The 18,319-nt window shown below is 64.3% G+C and carries 15 protein-coding genes; 6 read left to right on the top strand and 9 right to left on the bottom strand.

From position 1 onward, the window contains the following. Window positions 1-5: 5 nt before the first annotated feature. The 4 genes from AYJ54_RS38740 to AYJ54_RS38755 form a co-directional block, all read right to left on the bottom strand. Window positions 6-845 carry an ABC transporter ATP-binding protein gene (locus AYJ54_RS38740; protein ID WP_063707705.1) on the bottom strand — a complete coding sequence of 280 codons (840 nt, stop codon included), beginning with the start codon at window positions 843-845 and terminating at the stop codon, window positions 6-8. Window positions 846-990: 145 nt separating this feature from the next. Continuing rightward, on the bottom strand, window positions 991-2,274 hold the full coding sequence (locus AYJ54_RS38745; protein WP_063707707.1) for an ABC transporter substrate-binding protein: 1,284 nt from the start codon (window positions 2,272-2,274) through the stop codon (window positions 991-993). A 42-nt stretch (window positions 2,275-2,316) separates the two neighbouring features. Further along, window positions 2,317-3,390: a branched-chain amino acid ABC transporter permease gene (locus tag AYJ54_RS38750; protein WP_063707709.1), complete on the bottom strand. Its 1,074-nt coding sequence runs from the start codon at window positions 3,388-3,390 to the stop codon at window positions 2,317-2,319. A 3-nt stretch (window positions 3,391-3,393) separates the two neighbouring features. Next, window positions 3,394-4,287: a branched-chain amino acid ABC transporter permease gene (locus AYJ54_RS38755; protein WP_063707710.1), complete on the bottom strand. Its 894-nt coding sequence runs from the start codon at window positions 4,285-4,287 to the stop codon at window positions 3,394-3,396. 80 nt (window positions 4,288-4,367) lie between these two features. Here AYJ54_RS38755 and AYJ54_RS38760 point away from each other — a divergent pair, with 80 nt between their 5' ends. Next, window positions 4,368-4,736, top strand: a complete 369-nt coding sequence (locus AYJ54_RS38760; RefSeq protein ID WP_063707712.1) for an endonuclease domain-containing protein — start codon at window positions 4,368-4,370, stop codon at window positions 4,734-4,736. Window positions 4,737-4,801: 65 nt separating this feature from the next. Here the strand turns inward: AYJ54_RS38760 and AYJ54_RS38765 are convergent, their stop codons facing one another. Further along, a complete protein-coding gene (locus tag AYJ54_RS38765) occupies window positions 4,802-6,733 on the bottom strand; it encodes a long-chain fatty acid--CoA ligase (RefSeq protein ID WP_063707714.1) in 1,932 nt (643 codons plus the stop codon). Beyond that, window positions 6,730-7,551 (bottom strand): ABC transporter ATP-binding protein, encoded by an 822-nt coding sequence (locus AYJ54_RS38770; RefSeq protein WP_063707716.1) that lies wholly within the window; start codon window positions 7,549-7,551, stop codon window positions 6,730-6,732. Before AYJ54_RS38770 ends, AYJ54_RS38765 begins: the two co-directional genes overlap by 4 nt. 335 nt (window positions 7,552-7,886) lie before the next feature. On the opposite strand from AYJ54_RS38770, the gene AYJ54_RS38775 reads away from it, so the two are divergent. Beyond that, on the top strand, window positions 7,887-8,561 hold the full coding sequence (locus tag AYJ54_RS38775; RefSeq protein WP_063707718.1) for a Crp/Fnr family transcriptional regulator: 675 nt from the start codon (window positions 7,887-7,889) through the stop codon (window positions 8,559-8,561). 20 nt (window positions 8,562-8,581) lie between these two features. Here AYJ54_RS38775 and AYJ54_RS38780 read toward each other — a convergent pair whose 3' ends face one another. Next, window positions 8,582-9,838, bottom strand: a complete 1,257-nt coding sequence (locus AYJ54_RS38780) for an MFS transporter (protein ID WP_063707720.1) — start codon at window positions 9,836-9,838, stop codon at window positions 8,582-8,584. Between the two features lie 375 nt (window positions 9,839-10,213). Between AYJ54_RS38780 and AYJ54_RS38785 the strand changes: the two genes are divergently transcribed. Together AYJ54_RS38785 and AYJ54_RS38790 are read left to right on the top strand one after the other, a co-directional pair. Continuing rightward, window positions 10,214-13,528: an adenylate/guanylate cyclase domain-containing protein gene (locus tag AYJ54_RS38785; RefSeq protein ID WP_063707722.1), complete on the top strand. Its 3,315-nt coding sequence runs from the start codon at window positions 10,214-10,216 to the stop codon at window positions 13,526-13,528. 21 nt (window positions 13,529-13,549) lie between these two features. Continuing rightward, window positions 13,550-14,230 (top strand): redoxin domain-containing protein, encoded by a 681-nt coding sequence (locus tag AYJ54_RS38790; protein WP_063707724.1) that lies wholly within the window; start codon window positions 13,550-13,552, stop codon window positions 14,228-14,230. Window positions 14,231-14,247: 17 nt separating this feature from the next. Here the strand turns inward: AYJ54_RS38790 and AYJ54_RS38795 are convergent, their stop codons facing one another. Then, window positions 14,248-15,087, bottom strand: a complete 840-nt coding sequence (locus AYJ54_RS38795; protein ID WP_063707726.1) for a uroporphyrinogen-III synthase — start codon at window positions 15,085-15,087, stop codon at window positions 14,248-14,250. Window positions 15,088-15,227: 140 nt separating this feature from the next. Here AYJ54_RS38795 and purU point away from each other — a divergent pair, with 140 nt between their 5' ends. Further along, entirely contained in the window at window positions 15,228-16,091 is an 864-nt protein-coding gene (purU, locus tag AYJ54_RS38800; protein ID WP_063707728.1) for a formyltetrahydrofolate deformylase, read from the top strand. 176 nt (window positions 16,092-16,267) lie between these two features. Here purU and AYJ54_RS38805 read toward each other — a convergent pair whose 3' ends face one another. After that, window positions 16,268-16,552, bottom strand: coding sequence for a hypothetical protein (locus AYJ54_RS38805; RefSeq protein ID WP_063707730.1), 285 nt, complete (start codon window positions 16,550-16,552; stop codon window positions 16,268-16,270). Window positions 16,553-17,097: 545 nt separating this feature from the next. Between AYJ54_RS38805 and AYJ54_RS38810 the strand changes: the two genes are divergently transcribed. Continuing rightward, entirely contained in the window at window positions 17,098-18,276 is a 1,179-nt protein-coding gene (locus AYJ54_RS38810; RefSeq protein WP_063707732.1) for an ABC transporter substrate-binding protein, read from the top strand. The last annotated feature ends 43 nt before the right edge of the window (window positions 18,277-18,319 follow it).

An 18,319-nucleotide genomic window follows, 5' to 3' on the forward strand; every position in this document is an offset into this window, starting at 1 on the left:
GTACGCTATAGCCAGCGCTTGCGCCGCTTGAAGCTCTTCAGGTTCTTGAAGCTCTTGCGCTGGTCGCCGGCGCCGCCGAGATAGAATTCCTTGACGTCCTCATTGTCGCGCAATTCGTCCGCGGTCCCGTCGAGCACGACCTTGCCCTGTTCCATGATGTAGCCGTGGCTTGCGACCGACAGCGCGGCGCGTGCGTTCTGCTCGACCAGCAGAATGGTCACGCCGAGGTCGCGGTTGATCTTCTGGATGATCGAAAACACCTCTTTCACCAGCAGCGGCGACAATCCCATCGACGGCTCGTCCATCAGGATCATTTTCGGGCGCGCCATCAGCGCGCGGCCGATCGCGAGCATCTGTTGCTCGCCGCCGGAGAGGTAGCCGGCAAGCCCGGTGCGCTCCTTCAGGCGCGGGAAGTAGTTGAAGACCATGTCGAGATCGGCATCGACCTCGCGGTCCCTGCGGGTGAAGGCACCGAGCCTCAGGTTTTCCAGCGACGTCATGTCGGCGACGATGCGCCGGCCCTCCATCACCTGGAAGATGCCCCGGCGCACGATCTTGTCGGGATCGATGCCGGCGATAGCAGAGCCCTCGAACAGGATCTCGCCGCGCGTCACCTCGCCGTCCTCGGTCTTGAGCAGCCCCGAGATCGCCTTCAGCGTCGTCGACTTGCCGGCGCCATTGGCGCCCAAGAGCGCCACGATCGCGCCCTTGGGCACGTCGAGGCTGAGGCCGCGCAGCACCAGGATGACGTCGTCATAGACGACCTCGATGTTGCGCACGCTGAGGAGCGGAGGTGCGGGCACGACGCTGGGAGAGGGACGAGTGACTTCGGCGGTGTCAGTCATGCTTCATAGATCTCCGCTCTCGTCGCCCGGCTTGACCGGGCGACCCAGGATTCCAGAGACGCTCGACGTCCCCAGAGCAGCCGCGGCGTACTGGATCCCCCGCTTTCGCGGGGGATGACAGTTGTGCGTGCGGCCAGCGTTGAGCTCACCACCCCAGCAATTCCGGCTTGCGCGGCAACTCGATGGTCTTGACCTTCTCGAGCTTGATCGTGCCCTTGGCCATGAGGTCGTTGAGGTCGCCGTCGGTCGCGCCCGCGACCTTGGTGCGATAGAGATCGACCTTCAGCGTGCCGCGGTGGTCTTTCTCGGTCCAGGTCGAGGGATTGCAGACGCCTTCCATGCCGGCCGGCACCCAATCCTTCCTCTGGTAGAAGCCCTTCACGACGTTGTCGCCGGTGGCGCCGCCGTTCTTGGCGGCCCAGTCGAGCGCCTCCTTCATGTAGAGCGCCGAGCAGACGGCCGCGATGTAGTGCACGGGACGATAGACCTTGCCGGTCGGATCCGACATCTTGGAGATTTCCATCACCGTCTTCATGCCGGGCGCATCGCCGCCCCAGCTCACCGCGGTGCGCAGCGGGAAGATCACGCCGTCCGCAGCGTCGCCCGCGGTCTTGGCGGCATTCTCGTCCATGCCCCAGACATTGCCGAGGAACTGCACGTCGGCGCCGGCGGTCTTGCAAGCCTTCATGACGGAAATGTTCGATGCCGCTGTGTTGCCGAGATAGGCATAATTGGCGCCGGAGGATTTCAGGCTGAGGCACTGCGCGCTGTAGTCACCCGGCGACAGCGCGAACACCAGCGGCGGCAGCACCTCGAAGCCGAGCTCCTGCGCCATGGCTTCGCCGGCGGCCTTCGGCGCGTTCGGATAGGGGTGGTTGGCGCCCATGTGCACGAATTTCGGCTTGCCGGGCTTGCCCTTGGCCTTCCAGTCCTCGGCCGCCCACATCAGCATCGCGCGCAGCGAGTCCGAATAGCTCGGGCCGTAGAAGAAATTGTAGGGCGCGGGCTTGGCCTTGCCGCTCGTGCCTTCCGGATCGGTCAGCGCCGCGGCGTGGGAGCCCGACATGTCGGGAATCTTGTCCTGGGCGAGGAAGCCGGTGAGCGCCTCGGTGTCGGCCGTGCCCCAGCCCATGATCGCAGCGACCTTGCTGTCGGGCGCCGACCACTTCTTGTAGAGCGCGATCGCGCGCGGCACCTGGTAGCCGTAATCATTGGTGTCGACGCTGATCTGTTTGCCGCCGACGCCGCCGTTCTTGTTGATCCAGGCGAAGGTGTCGGCGACGGCCTGGCCGTAGGGCGTGCCGACGTCGGAGGTGCCGCCGGAATAGTCGGCGAGGTGCCCGATCGCAATCTGCGCCTGCGCGCTCGCCGAGAATGCGGCGATCGCCAGCGCGAGCGATGCGGTGCTCAAGAGCGATTTCGTCTTCATGGGTTGGTTCCTCCTGTTATCGTTTAAGTGAAGTTGCCGCGCTCAATGCGAGAACGGGTAGAGTTTCCAGTAGGCCTTGATCTGCCGCCAGCGGTGCGCGAGCCCGTCGGGCTCGAACATCAGGAACGCGATGATGATGAGGCCGATCGCGATCTCGCGCAGGAACGTGATGTTGTTGTTGAGCGAGAGCGCCTGATCGATCGCGCCGCCTTTCAGGTGCAGGCTCAGCCACTCCATCGATTCCGGCAGCAGCACCACGAAGGCGGTGCCCATCAGCGTGCCCATGATCGAGCCGGTGCCGCCGATGATGATCATGGCCAGGAACAGGATCGAGCGCTCGATGCCGAAACCCTCCTGCGATACCACGAGCTGGTAGTGCGCGTAGAGCGCGCCCGCGATGCCGGCGAAGAAGGCCGCCAGGCCAAACGACAGCGTGCGGTACTTGGTGAGGTTGATGCCCATGATCTCCGCGGAGAGATAATGGTCGCGGATCGCGACCAGCGCGCGGCCGTCACGCGTGCGCATCAGATTGGTGACGAGGACGTAGCTTGCGAGCACATAGGCCAGCACGACGTAGAAGTACTGTTTGTCGCCGCGCAGCGTGTAGCCGAAGATCGAGAACGGGTTTGCGCTCGCCGGCACCGAGCCGCCGGAGAACCATTCGGCGCGGGAGAAGAAGTCGAGCAGGATGTATTGCGCCGCGAGGGTTGCGATGACCAGGTAGAGCCCCTTCAGCCGCGCCGCCGGAATGCCGAAGATAAGCCCGACCAGCGCAGTGACGATGCCCGCAAGCGGGATCGCGAAGAACACCGGGATCGGCGCATTGTTGGAGATGTAGGCAGAGGTGAAGGCGCCGAGCAGGAAGAAGGCGGCGTGCCCGATCGAGATCTGCCCGGTGAAGCCGACCAGGATGTTCAGGCCGAGCGCGGCGATCGAGAAGATGCCGATCTGGATCAGGATGCTGAGCCAGTATCCGCCAAAGAATTGCGGTGCGAGACAAAGCAGCAGCACGCCGGCGATCGCGAAGTTGCGGCTGGTCTTGGTCGGGAAGATCGTGGTGTCGGCCGCGTAGGAGGTGCGGAAATCACCAGCAGGGATGAGGGCAGGGCCGGCCATGGGTCAGATCCGCTCGATGTCGTGGGTGCCGAACAGGCCGTAGGGCTTGATCATCAGCACGATGATCAGCACGTAGAACGGCGCGATCTCGTAGAGATTGCCCCAGTGCAAGTACTGGCTGTCGACATATTGTGCGATGTTTTCCAAAAGCCCGATGATGATGCCGCCGAGCACGGCGCCGCCGACGGAATCGAGCCCGCCGAGGATCGCGGCCGGAAATACCTTGATGCCGTAGGCGGCAAGGCCCGAAGACACGCCGTTCACGACAGCGACCACCACGCCAGCGACCGCTGACACCGTGGCCGAGATCGCCCAGGCCATCGCGAACACGCTTTTGACGGAAATGCCGAGCGACTGCGCGACCTGCTGGTTGAACGCAGTCGCGCGCATCGCAAGGCCGTACTTTGAGGCGCGGAAGAACCAGGCCATGCCGATCATCATGGCGACCGAGACGACGAGGCTCATGATATAGACGGTCTGGATCTGGAGCCCGAACAGGCTGACCGACTGGCTCTCGAATACGCGGGGAAACGGCTGCGGATTGACGCCGAACATCCACTTCAGCGTTGCCTGCAACACGGTGGAGAGGCCGATCGTCACCATGATCACCGAGATGATCGGCTCGCCGATCATCGGCCTCAGGATGAGAACCTGGATCGCGATGCCGAACACGAACATGAACACCAGCGTCATCGGCATGCCGATCCAGAACGGCACCTGGTATTTCGCAAGCAAGGCCCAGCACACCCAGGCGCCGACCAGCAGGAGCTCGCCTTGGGCGAAATTGACGACCTGCGTCGCCTTGTAGATCAGCACGAACGACATCGCCACCACGCCATAGAGCGTGCCGACCACGAGGCCGTTGACCAGAAGCTGAATGAGGAAGGCGGTGTTCATGTATGTTGGACCTTTCGCCTCTCCCCGCTTGCCGGGAGAGGCCGACGTGCAAAGCGCGGCGGGTGAGGGGGAGCTTCCGCATGCGAAGTGCCGATGAGTCCAAGACCAAGCGTGCGAGAAACTTGCGATCGGAATTGACGAATGCGGAAGGGACGCTCTGGTATCGCCTGCGTGCTCGCCGGTTGAATGGTTATAAGTTCGTCCGGCAGGAGCCGATCGGGCCGTACACCGTAGACTTCGTTTGCCGCGAATGTCGTTTGATCATTGAAGTCGACGGCGGACAACATGCCGACAGTCCGCAGGATGCCGTACGCGACAAATGGCTGACCGACAGCAACTATCGGATCCTGCGCTTCTGGAACAACGACGTAGCGAGCAATCTGGCCGGCGTTCTCGAGACCATCGTGACCGCCCTCGCGGAGGCTCCCCCTCACCCGGATCGCATCTAGCGATGCGATCCGGCCTCTCCCGGCAAGCGGGGAGAGGCGAAGAGCGGCAGTGCGCGCTTCCTGAATCACTCCGCCGCCTCCGCCATGATGCCGTGGACGCCGAGGTCCACCACGCGCAGGGTAGTGCGCACGCGCTGGGTGGTGCCGTCCTGGAAGCGGATGACGGTGTCGACCGGGATGTCGGCGTCGCCGCGGTAGATGGCGTCGATGATGCCTGCGTATTTCTCGTTGATGACGCTGCGGCGCACCTTTCTCGTGCGGGTGAGCTCGCCGTCGTCGGCGTCCAGCTCCTTGTAGAGCAAGAGGAAGCGCGAGATGCGCTGCGCCGGTGGCAGCGTCGCGTTAACGGTCTCGACTTCCTTCCGGAGCAGCGCATAGACCTCGGGCCGCGAGGCGAGGTCGCTGTAGGTCGTGAAGGAGAGCCGGTTCTTCTCCGCCCATTTCGAGATGATGGAGTAGCGGATGCAGATCATCGCCGCGAGCGCGTCGCGTCCGGCGCCGAGCACCACGGCCTCGGCGATATAGGGCGAGAACTTCAGCTTGTTCTCGATGAACTGCGGCGAGAAGCGCTCGCCGCGCGAGGTCTCGGCGAGATCCTTGATGCGGTCGATGACGACGAGCTGCTTGTTGTCGTTGAAATAGCCGGCATCGCCCGACAACATCCAGCCGTCCCTGATGTCGGCGACGCTCGCTTCCGGGTTCTTGTAGTAGCCGAGAAACATGTTGGGATGCCGCACCACGATCTCGCCGACGCCGTGGATATCGGCATTGTCGATGCGGATCTCGATATCGTCGGCCATCGGCACGCCCGTGGTATCTGGATCGACCTTGCCCGCGGGATGCAGCGTGTAGGCGCCGAGCAGCTCGGTCTGGCCGTAGAGCGTGCGCAGCGGCACGCCCATCGCCTGGAAGAACTTGAAGGTGTCGGGCCCGAGCGCCGCGCCGCCGGTTGCCGCCGAGCGCAGCCGGGTGAAGCCGAGCCGGTCGCGCAGCGCGCGGAACAGGATCGCATCGGCCAAGCCCGAACGTTTGCCCTGTTCGAGTGCGGCGAGACCCGTCTTCATGCCGAGATCGAACAGGCGCTGCTTGAAGGGCGTTGCGTCCATCACCTTGGCGCGGACGTCGGCTGCGATCGATTCCCACACGCGTGGCGCAAACAGCACGAACGTCGGCGCGATCTCACGCAGATCGTTCATCATGGTGTCGGGCTCTTCGACGAAGTTGATCTTCATCCGGCACAGGAGGCCTTTGCCGAGCACGTAGACCTGCTCCATGATCCACGGCAGCGGCAGCACCGAGACATATTCGTCCTCGGGGCCCTTCGGGTCGAAGGCGAGATAGGTCGCGCAATGGCCGAGCACGCGGCCGGCGGCGAGCATTGCGAGCTTCGGATGCGAGGTGGTGCCCGAGGTGGTGCAGAGGATCGCGACGTCCTCCCCCTTGGTCGCATCCACGAGGCTGTCGTAAAGCGCCGGCTCCCGCGCGGCCCGGGCGCGGCCGAGCTCGGCGAATTTTTCCGCCGACATCAGGCGCTGATCGTCATATTTCCGCATCCCGCGCGGATCCGAATAGATGATGTGCTTGAGCTTCGGCACGCGGTCGGCGAGCGCAAGCAGCTTGTCGACCTGCTCCTCGTCCTCGGCGAACACGAGCTGCGCCTCGCCATAGTTGAGGAGATAGGACGCCTCCTCGTCCAGCACGTCGCGATAGAGCCCGAGGCTCAAGCCGCCGATCGCATGGGTCGCCACTTCAGCCGCGACCCAGTCCGGCCGGTTGTCGCCGATGATGCCGATGACGTCGCCGCGGCCGAGGCCGAGCTCGACGAGGCCAAGCGCGAAATCGCGTACCCGCGTCTGGTAGTCGCTCCAGGTGAACAGGCGCCAGAGACCAAAGTCCTTCTCGCGCAGCGCGATCTCGCTGCCATGCTCCTTCGCGTTGAGCCGCAGCAGCTTTGGGTAGGTGTCGGCCCGCGCGACGCGCCCCGCGTAATCCATCATGCTGCGCTCTCTGTCCGCACCGGTGCGTCGTCCGGATCGACCAGCACCTCGTCCTCCTCACCGAGATAGGCGCGCTTGACGTGGGGATCGGCCAGCACCGTGGCCGGATCGCCCTCGGCGATCTTGCGGCCGAAATCCAGCACCATGACGCGGTGGGAGATGTCCATCACCACGCCCATGTCGTGCTCGATCATCACCACCGTCATCCCGAACTCCTCGTTGAGATCGACGATGTAGCGGGCCATGTCCTCCTTCTCCTCGAAGTTCATGCCGGCCATCGGCTCGTCGAGGAGGATGAGGCGCGGCTCCAGCGCCATGGCGCGTGCGAGCTCCACGCGCTTGCGCAGGCCGTAGGAGAGGGTGCCGGCGGTCGCCTTGCGCACCGACTGGAGGTCGAGGAAGTCGATGATCTCCTCCACCTTGCGGCGGTGCTCGAGCTCCTCCTTGCGCGCGCCGGTGAGCCAGTAGAGCGAGCCGGTGATGAAATTGTTCCTCAGGAGGTGATGGCGGCCGACCATGATGTTGTCGAGCACGCTCATATGGTGGAACAGCGCCAGATTCTGGAAGGTGCGCCCAATGCCGAGCGAGGCGCGGGCATTCGGCGTCAATCCGGTGATGTCACGGCCCTGGTAGAAGAGCTGGCCCTCGGTCGGCTTGTAGCGACCGGAAATACAGTTCACGATCGAGGTCTTGCCGGCGCCGTTGGGGCCGATGATCGAGAACAGCTCGCCCTCCTTGATGGCGAAGCCGACATCGGTCAGCGCGCGAACGCCGCCGAACCGAAGGGACACGCCGCGCACTTCAAGACTGGTAGCCACCAAAAAATACCCTCCCCGGTGATGGCGCTTGGCGCGCTCTTCATCCGTTCGTGCCTGGCGATCCTAATACGGCCGTGCCGGAGAGGCCATGCAGCTATTGGTCTCGACCGGCTTGGTGCCGCTCTCGTTCCCGTCGGGATCAAAAGCCGCATCGTCCAAGGTGGCCCTCAATAGGGTAAAGCGCTATTTTGAAATGTCTTGCGCCTGACAATTCGGCGACAATGTTTTTCGGGCGAGGGGGCGCCTTCATCTTTCGTCGGATGGAGGGTGCGGCGGTCATGCTGCAATGCAGCAAACGGGTGGAGTGACGAAACGGTGCGGCTGGCTTCGGGATCATGATTTCAGAGGATCATCTGAAGCGCGTCGCCGCGTGGTCGCGCGAGCTCACGGAACGAGAGATCGAGGTCGCCCGCACCGGCATCACGGAGCGGTCCTACGGCACCGGCGAGACCGTTTTCATGCGCGGCGACAAATTCGACTATTGGGTCGGCATGGTGAGCGGCCTTGCCCGCATGGGCGGAGTCTCGCGTGACGGCAAGGAGACGAGCCTTGCCGGGCTCACGGCCGGCGCCTGGTTCGGCGAGGGCAGCGTGCTCAAGAACGAGCCGCGCCGCTACGACGTGGTTGCCCTGCGCGACAGCCGCGTCGCGCTGATGGAGCGCAGCGCCTTCATGTGGCTGTTCGAGAACAGCGTCGGCTTCAACCGCTTCCTGGTACGCCAGCTCAACGAGCGGCTCGCCCAGTTCATCGGCATGCTCGAGGTCAACCGCACACTGGACGCCACCGCGCGTCTCGCCCGCAGCATCGCCTCGCTGTTCAACCCGATCCTCTATCCGGAATCGACCACGCATCTGGAGATCACCCAGGAGGAGATCGGCGCGCTCTCCGGCATGTCGCGACAGAACGCCAACCGCGCGCTGAACCGGCTGGAGAAGGAGGGCCTGCTGCGGCTCGAATATGGCGGCGTCACCATCCTCGATATCGAGCGGCTGCGCGCTTACGGCGACTAGAGCCCCGGGTACGTGCCTCGTCATCCTGCGTTGGCCGGCGCGTGTGTCGGCCACAGACCCTTACGCCAGCGCACGAAGACTGCCGTCATCGCGATGAAACCGGAGATCGCATAGAGCGATCCCATCGCGGAATAGCCGATGATGTCGATCAGGCTGCCCGCCGCAAGCAGCCCGAGCGGCAGGCCGTAGATCACCATCATGCGCACCCCCATGACGCGGCCCCGGAGGTGCGCGCTCGCCGTACGCATCAGGATCACGGCGGCCGCAATCATAGACATGCTCTGGGCGATGCCGGTAAGCACGAGGCAGGTCATGGCCACCGGCATGGTCCTGATTTCGACGAACACCAGCAGCATCGCGTACCAGGCGAGCGTCGCGCCGATCAGAAGCCGGGCGATGCGCAGGCCGCTCACCAGGCTGAGCGTGATCGAGCCGGTCAGCGAGCCCACGGCGAAGCTCGCCGACAGATAGCCGAGGCCGGTCTGGTCGGTATGAAAGATGTCGCGTGCGACATAGGGCAATAGCCCGTTGGTCAGCGGAAATGCGGTGAGATTGGCCAGGAACGCGACAGAGAGCGCCGCGCGCATCCCCGGACCATTCCAGGCGTAGACGATGCCGTCCTTGAGGTCGCGCAGCAGTCTCGCGCCGGCACTGTGCCCCGGCGGGTGAGTGGCGACGGATTTCTTCGGCCGGGTCAGGCAGAGCATCAGGACAGCGGCCGCGAGGTAGAGACAGGCGATCGCCACATAGACGAGCCCAATGCCAAGCGCGGCGAACAGTCCGGCGCCGGTCAATGCGCCGACGATGCGCGCGCTGTCCTGCGTCGTGCGCGACAGGCTGATGGCGCCAACCAGTTGCTCGGCTGGCATGATGTCGGCAAGCAGCGCGCCGCGAATGCCGAGATCCGAGGGGCGGATCAGGCCCATGATCGCGACGATGATCATGACGTTGAGCGGCGCCAGATGGCCGCTGAGAGCCAGCGCCATGATGGTCGACGACAGCGCCGTATAGGCAAGACGCATCGCGACCAGGAGATCGCGGTGACCGACGCGGTCTCCGATCATCCCGAACACCGGCGCTACCAGCGTCCCGACATATTGCAGCGATGCAAGGACGGTGAGCAGCAGCACCGAGCCGGTCTCGGCCAAGACGTACCAGCCGAGCACCAGCGTCTCGACCTCGAACGCCCAGGAAGTGAGCAGATCGGACGGCCATTGAAAGCGGTAGTTGCGGATGCGGAATGGCGCGAGCGCCGAACGACGCGCGGTTGAGCTCAAGACGCGATGACGGGTTTCACTGGCGATTCCCTGCCCTTATTATTGTTCTTTCTGTTCGGCAGCGTAGTGCCGGGGGTCCTCGTGTCAATTGGCACTAGCGCATGCCTCCATGCTCGCCGACAATTCGCGAGGCGCCGTGCACCGCGTTCGCGCAGCAGCCGGTTTTCGATCCGGCAGTGCGCCCGCAGCATCGGCTCGCTGTTCACCCCATTACAGGAGGAGTGAGACTAGTCGCCGCTTGCGCTTCGGGCACACCGAGCCCATTCTGGCCCGCATCCTGGGTCCATTCGGCAGGATCCAGAAGTTCGCGCCATCGCGGCTTCCGCGAGGTCTTGGGCCATCAAGAGGTCTTGGGCCATGAAGAGATCTTGGGCCATGACGTGCTCGGGTTGCGGTTGTGAGGTTCAGAGCGGCTTTGCCTTCTGCCCGAAGTGCGGCACGAAGCAGCCGAACGCATGCCCTAGCTGCGGCTTTCCATGCGCACCGGATTTCGCGTATTGCCCAAAATGCGGCGCTCTCGTCGGTGAGGCCCCCAAAGGCGGCTGGCAGGCATCGGTGCGGACGGACCCGATGACACTCCGGATCAACTCATCCTCACCACAGCTCGCGCCGACTGCCGAGGCTCAACACGCATTTCGAGCGCAGCCGGATAGCGAAGCAAACCGCCGCACCATCACCGTGCTGTTTGCCGATCTCAGCGGCTTCACCGCCATGAGCGAGCGGCTCGACCCCGAGGTCATGCAGACGCTTCAGAACGAATTGTTCGAGGAGCTGACGGCCGCGGTGCAGAGCTTTGGCGGCTTCGTGGACAAGTTCATCGGCGATGCGCTGCTTGCTCTGTTTGGTGCGCCGGCCGCGCACGAGGACGACCCGGAGCGAGCGGTCCGCGCTGCTCTCGACATGATCAGCCGGACGGCGCGCCTCAGCGACCGGGCGAAGCCGTATGCCGGTTCACCGCTGCTGCTCCATGTCGGCATCAACACCGGGCACGTCGTTGCGGGCGGGCTGGGCGTGGGTGTCGCCAAATCCTATTCGGTGACCGGCGACACCGTGAATACCGCCCAGCGATTGCAGTCGATGGCGCCTCCGGGCGAGGTGCTGGTGGGGCCGCTGACCCACCGACTGACCCGGCATGCGTTCGCCTATGACTCGCTTGGTGAGGTCTCGCTCAAGGGCAAGATGGGCAGCGTACTGGTCCACCGTCTGAAGGGGCCGCTCGACACACCCCGTGCAGCACGAGGCCTCGACACGCTGGGTCTCAATGCGCCGCTGATCGGGCGCGACGCCGAGCTTGCGCGCACGATCGGCAGCCTCGATCTCGCGTGCGGCGGTGCGGCTCAACTGGTGCGGCTGGTCGGCGAAGCCGGCATCGGGAAAACGCGGCTGGTGAGCGAATTCGTCGCTCGCATCCGCGATGAGGATCGCTTCGCGGGCGTCGCGATCCGGGAGGCGGTCTGCTCGCCGCTCGGCGAACAATCCTACGGCACGCTCGCCGCCGTGCTGCGCAGCGCCTATGGCATCACACAGAAAGCCGGCGCCGCAGAGGCAGAGGCGAAGCTTGCTAAGGCGCTGTCGGAGCTTGGGCTCGCGGCGGAAGAGGTCGACCGCCTGATGCCTCTCTATTTGCACGTTCTCGGCCTCGGCGATCCCAGAGCCGTGCTCAGGCATGTCGAGCCCGAACAGCTCCGCCGGCAGGTCTTTTTCGCGATCCGCACCGTCTTCGAGCGCCGCCTCGCCTTGTCGCCGCTTCTGGTCATCGTCGAGGATCTGCATTGGGCCGATGCGGTGTCTCTTGAAGCGTTGCGGTTCCTGATGGACCGGCTGGAGCGGACGCGGCTGATGCTGCTGTTCACACATCGCCCAATGCTGGTGCTGCATCAGTTCGGTTCGAGCAGGATCAGTCACACGACCCTTCGACTGCCTCCGCTCGGCGATGCTGACGGACAAAGGCTGCTCGCGGCTTACTTCAGTCACGGTTGGCGTGAACCGCCGGGAGATCTGTTCAACCGAATCCTCGAGCGCGCGAGCGGCAATCCGCTTTTCCTCGAGGAGATTATACGCGGCCTCATCGAAGCCGGCGCCCTGGAGCGTGACGGCTCGCAGTGGCGCATGAAGTCGGATGTTGCTGCCACCGACATTCCTGCAAGCATTCAGGCATTGTTGCTGGCGCGCCTGGACCGGTTGCCGCATGAGGTGCGCCACTTGGCCCAGGAGGCCGCGGTGATCGGTCCGCGCTTCGATACGTCTGTTCTCGGTGCGGCGACAGCCGAGCGGGCGAGGGTCGAAGCAGGGCTCGAACTTCTGTGCGACGCCGAGATCGTCGAGGAGGTGGCGGGCGCGAACTCGATTTCGCTGCGCACTTACCGCTTCACGCAAACCATGCTTCAGGACGTGATCTATCAGAACCTGCTCTTGCAGCGCCGGATCGAGCTCCATGGACGGATTGGTGCTGCGCTGGAGCGGCTCTACGGCAACGAGCCCGAGCGGCTCGAAGATCTCATAATGCTGGGGCATCACTTCAGTCTCAGCGCAAACAAGCCGAAAGGCGCGCGCTATCTGCGCGCGGCCGGCGATCGCGCACGCGCGAGCTATGCCAATGACGATGCCATTCGCTTCTACCAGCAATCCCTCACCGTGCTGTTGACCGGTGGCGAACCGGAGCCGGAGCATCTTGTCCTGTACGAGCGGATCGCGGACCTCTGTCGCGTGGCTGGTCGCCGAAGCACGGCCGAAGAGCATTACCAGAGCGCACTGGAGGGGCACCGCACGGCAGAGGATCGCATCGGCGAAGCGCGGATTCTTCGCAAGCTCGGCCGATTGTTGTGGGACGCCGGCAAGCGCGTCAACGCAGAGGCGCACTATGCCGAGGCGGCAGAACGGCTTGCCGGGACCGAAGCGCCGATCGAGTGGGCGCACCTCCTGCAGGAGCGCGGCCGTCTCGCGTTTCGCGTGGGTGATCATGTCGCTGCCGCGCGATGGGCAGACGAGGCGCTCGGCTATGCGCGGTCCGTGCCGGCGGACGCGGACGAGCAGGTCGGGCTCGAGGCGGCGCGCGCCATTGCGGAGGCACTCAACACCAAGGGGGTCGCGCTGGCGCGGCTTGGGCGGCACCAGGAGGCAGTGCACGAGGTGGAGCAAAGTGTCGCAGCGGCCGAAGCCGCCGGCCTACTCAACGCGGCGTGTCGCAGCTACACCAACCTTGGCGTGCTCTACACGATCATCGACCCGGCGCAAGCCATCGGCGTTTGCCGGCGCGGGCTCGAGGTCGCGCATCGAATCGGCGATCTCGGCTTCCAGGCGCGCCTCCTTGCCAATTTCGCCGTCGCTTGTTGCACCTTCACGGACAGATGTACCGAGGAGGGGGTGCCGGCTGCCGAGAAGGCGATCGAGATCGACCGTGCGCTCGATCAGCGCGAGCATCTCCCGGTGCCCTTGATCGTGCTGGGGCAGATCCATCAATGCCACTTCCGCCCCGATCTTGCCGCGCGCTGCTACAACGAGGCCATCGAGGTGGCGACCGAGACGGGCGAACCGCAGCAGCTCTTTCCGTGCTATGATGGTCTTGCGACACTGAACCTCGATCGAGGCGACATGCCCGAGGCCGAGCGGTATTTCGCGCTGGCCCATGATGTCTGTGCCCGGCACGGGCTCGATCCCGCAGGGCTGATCGTACTGCCATTTCTTGACTAGCCAATGTGAGGGAGTTCAATCATGCCAGACCGTCATGTCGATGGACCACTTCAGCCGGGCGATCACGCACCGAACATCGTCCTGGACGCCATCACGCGCGAAGGAAAGATCGCGCTCGAGGATTATCGCGGGCACAGTCCGATATTGGTCGGCTTGTTTCGTGGCCTGCACTGCCCGTTCTGCCGGCGCCATATCGCGGCCCAGGCACAGCTTGACGGCGCGCTCCGCAGGAGGGGCATCGAAAGTCTCACCGTTGTCAATACGCCGATCGAACGGGCGCGGCTCTACTTCCGCTATCATCCGTTGCCCAACCTGCTCGCCGCGTCCGATCCCGCGCGGGTCTCGCACCGCGCCTTCGGCCTGCCCAACATCGAGTTCACGGAGAATGAGACCGAGTGGCCGCGCAAAGTGGGCATGGACCTGGTCATGAGCATGCAAGTAAATATGCCCGGCGAATTGCCCAGTCCGATGAATCGGCCGGCTGCCGCCGAGTATCTCAACAACAAGGATGGTTACGAGATGACCGAGGCCGATCAGCGCATGGCGGCAACCGGCACGGGCCAGCTGTTCGGCCAGTTCCTGCTCGATCGGGAGGGGATCGTGCGCTGGACGTTTACGGAGGTTCCTGATGGCGGCCGGCGCATGTTCGGGGCGCCAAGCCCACAGGAATTGATGTCGGCCGCCTCGCAGGTGGCGGGCTAAGTATCGGCGCCTGGCGATTAACCCGCCTCCCTCGGCCGCTTCTGCGCCAGCGCCGCTGCCATTGCCGAGATCAGCGGGCGCATGAAATAGGCGTCTTCCGCCGGCGAGACATCGGTGCGCAAGCCGTGCGCGGCGAGCTCGCCTGAGACCGCCGGTCCCACCGACGCGATCAGCGTCCGCTCGAATCCTGCGCGCAGGCGCACCTCGCTGCCATGCGCCTTCGCGGTCTCGATCAGGCGACGGACCTGGCCGAGATTGGTCAGTGCGATGGAATCGATCCGCCCCTCAGCCATGGCGTCGATCGCGGCCACGATGTTGGCGTCGGCTGCCTTGGGATCGTAGACATAAGGCAGCACGGTATCGACATCGGCGCCCTGCGCCGCGAGCGCGCCGGTCAGCGCGCTGTGGTCCTTGTCGGGATAGAGCTGCAGGCCGAGGCGATGTCGCTTCAGGTCGATCTTCGCCAGCATCTCGATGACGCCCTCGGTGGTCGGTTTCTCGGTGGTCTGCTGCGCTTCGAGTCCAACCTCGCGCAGCGCCTTGCCGGGTTTCGGCCCGCGGGTGAATTTTCGCGACTTCGCGAGGGACGCGACAAGGGCCTGATCGAGCTCGCGCGCAGCCGCGAGCTTCATGATCCGCCGCAGGCCTTCGCCGGTCATCAGCACGAGGTCGTCGAACGGCTTGTCGATCGCGCGACGGATCCAGGCCTCGACCGGGGCGGGGTCGGCCGCGTCGTGAATGGCGAACATCGGGCATTGCACGACCTCGGCGCCTTGCTCGGCCAAAAGCTTGGAAAACTGCGCCTCCTCGCGCGCTTCCAGGATCAGGATGCGGTAGCCGTTCAAGCGGTCTGCCATGGGCGTGCTCCGGTCGAAAATCGCAATGGTACGTTCATCCTGACTCCGCGTGCGGGATTGGCGCAAGGGCGGGGTCGGTGATAGAGCAGGGCGCAAATCGCGGTGTTCCGCATCGTCTGCCCAAACCCTCATCAAGGCCCATGCCCGACCATCAATATATCCTGACGCTCTCCTGTCCGGATCGCCCCGGTATCGTCTCGGCGGTGTCGACCTTCCTGGCCCACAACGGACAGAACATTCTCGACGCCCAGCAGTTCGACGACATCGAGACCAAGAACTTCTTCATGCGCGTGGTGTTCACCGCGGCCGATCTCGCCGTGGAACTGTCGGCGCTGCAGACCGGCTTCGCCGCGATCGCCGAGCGTTTCGGCATGGAGTGGCAGATGCGCGATCGCGCCGCGCATCGCAAGGTGATGCTGCTGGTGTCGAAGTCCGACCATTGCCTGGTCGACATCCTCTACCGCTGGCGCACCGGTGAACTGCCGATGATCCCGACCGCGATCGTCTCCAATCATCCGCGCGAGGTCTATGCCGGGCTCGATTTCGGCGAGATCCCGTTCCATCACCTGCCGATCACCAGGGAGACCAAGCGCGAGCAGGAGGCGCAGATCCTCGATCTCGTTGCGAAGACCGGGACCGATCTCGTGGTGCTCGCGCGTTACATGCAGATCCTGTCGGATGATCTCTCCGCAAAACTCTCGGGCCGCTGCATCAACATCCACCACTCCTTCCTGCCGGGGTTCAAGGGGGCAAAGCCCTATCACCAGGCCCATGAGCGCGGTGTGAAGCTGATCGGCGCGACCGCGCATTACGTCACGCGCGACCTCGACGAGGGCCCGATCATCGACCAGGACGTCGAACGCATCAGCCATCGCGACACGCCCGAAGACCTCGTCCGCAAGGGCCGCGACATCGAGCGCCGCGTGCTGGCGCGCGCGATCCGCTACCACCTCCAGGATCGCGTCATCCTCAATGGCCGCAAGACCGTGGTGTTCGTGGATTGAGCTGTTTCACCTCTCTCCGCCTGCGGGAGAGGTGAGATTGCGGCCGGCGATGCGAAGCATCGTCCGGTGCAATCCGGGTGAGGGGGACTCTCCGCGAGTCTCTCTGTCACCGTCCTTGCGGAGACTCCCGCTCACCCCAGCCCTGTCCCGCAAGCCGGGCGAGGGAGCGCACGGGCCTAGCGCACCGCGCCGCCTGAGGTCGAGCCCGTGGCGCCCTTCTGGGGCTGCTCTTCCTTCTCGCGATCGGCCGCCGGCATCAGCCGCTTGCGCTCGCGTTCCTTCATGTAGGCGTCGTATTGCGGCGTCCCCGGCCGCGGCGGCGCGTCCGCCGGCAGCCCGCCGGCCCATTGCGGGATGTAATCGCCCATGCCGGCCGACAGCTTCTCGTTCATCGTGCCGCAACCGGATAGCCCCGCGCCGAGTGCGAGGAGGATCAGGTGGGAGCGGAAATGTTTCAGCATTGTAAGTAGCGCAGGGAATCGGAACGGGTTAGCCGGAGTCCGGCTGGAGCCGGCGCCGGGAGACTAGCCATCAACAAGGTAAAATAGACTTATTCGAGGTAGGTAATTGGCTACCAAACCTTGGCAAGCCAAGAGTCTTTCAAGGTAGAAATTCTGCAAAAGAAAGACGAAATCCTCCATCCACCCGGTTGATCGCATTTCTAAACTGCGGCGAGAAGCTCGCGACAAAGTGGCTTGATCGGCGACGGGGTTTTTCGTTGACAAGTCCATTTTATTTGTACAACCGTACAAATCGAAGCGTCCAAGGTCGGGGTGCTCGGGTTACCTCGACGTAACCACGACATCGCTCCCCGCTGTTGGCAATCGGAACGCTCGGCTTGCGCCGAATGGTCGCCAAACGTCCGATTGACAATGAGGGCGCGAAGGACGCCATGTGGCGCGCGACATGGCGCGCGACATGGCTCGCGTGTGAGCTAAGGTGAGGCAAGGACCGGGCACTCGGTTCAGGGCACAAAAGGTCAGGAATTAAGGGGAGGGACAGTCTGATGTTCGAACGCAAACAGTTTTCTCGGGTCGCTGCGGCGGCCGCCATCGCGGGCCTTGCAGCCGTCGCGCCCGCCAAGGCGGCGGACAGCGTCAAGGTCGGCCTGATCCTGCCGATGACCGGCGGCCAGGCCTCGACCGGCAAGCAGATCGAGAACGCGATCAAGCTCTACATGCAGCAGAACGGCGACACGGTCGCCAGCAAGAAGGTCGAGATCATCGTCAAGGACGATGCCGCGATTCCCGACAAGACCAAGACCGCCGCGCAGGAACTGATCGTCAACGAGAAGGTCAATTTCATCGCCGGCTTCGGCGTGACGCCGGCGGCGCTCGCCGCTGCGCCGCTCGCAACGCAGGCAAAGATCCCGGAAGTCGTGATGGCGGCCGGCACCTCCATTATCACCGAGCGCTCGCCCTACATCGTGCGCACCAGCTTCACGCTGGCGCAGTCCTCCACGATCATCGGCGACTGGGCGGTGAAGAACGGCATCAAGAAGGTCGCGACGCTGACCTCGGACTACGCGCCGGGCAATGACGCGCTCAACTTCTTCAAGGAGCACTTCACCGCCGGCGGCGGCGAGGTGGTCGAAGAGGTCAAGGTGCCGCTCGCCAACCCCGACTTCGCGCCGTTCCTGCAGCGCATGAAGGACGCCAAGCCCGACGCGATCTTCGTGTTCGTGCCGGCGGGCCAGGGCGGCAACTTCATGAAGCAGTATGCTGAGCGCGGGCTCGACAAGGCCGGCATCAAGGTGATCGGACCGGGCGACGTCACTGACGATGACCTTCTCAACAACATGGGCGACGCCGTGCTCGGCACGGTCACCGCGCACCTTTATTCCGCGGCCCATCCCTCGCAGATGAACAAGGATTTCGTCGCAGCCTACAAGAAAGCGTACAACACCCGTCCCGGCTTCATGGCGGTGAGCGGCTATGACGGCATCCACCTGATCTACGAGGCGTTGAAGAAGACCAACGGCGATACTGACGGCACCAAGCTGATCGAGGCCATGAAGGGTCAGAAGTGGGAGAGCCCGCGCGGCCCGATCTCGATCGACCCGGAGACCCGCGACATCGTGCAGAACATCTACATCCGCAAGGTCGAGAAGGTCGACGGCGAGCTCTACAACGTCGAGTTCGCGACCTTCGAGGCCGTCAAGGATCTCGGCAAGACCAAGAAGTGACGCGCGAAAGCGCGTCATCCCGGAGCGCGCTTAGCGCGCATCT

It is taken from the genome of Bradyrhizobium centrolobii, assembly GCF_001641635.1.
Lineage (GTDB): Bacteria > Pseudomonadota > Alphaproteobacteria > Rhizobiales > Xanthobacteraceae > Bradyrhizobium > Bradyrhizobium centrolobii.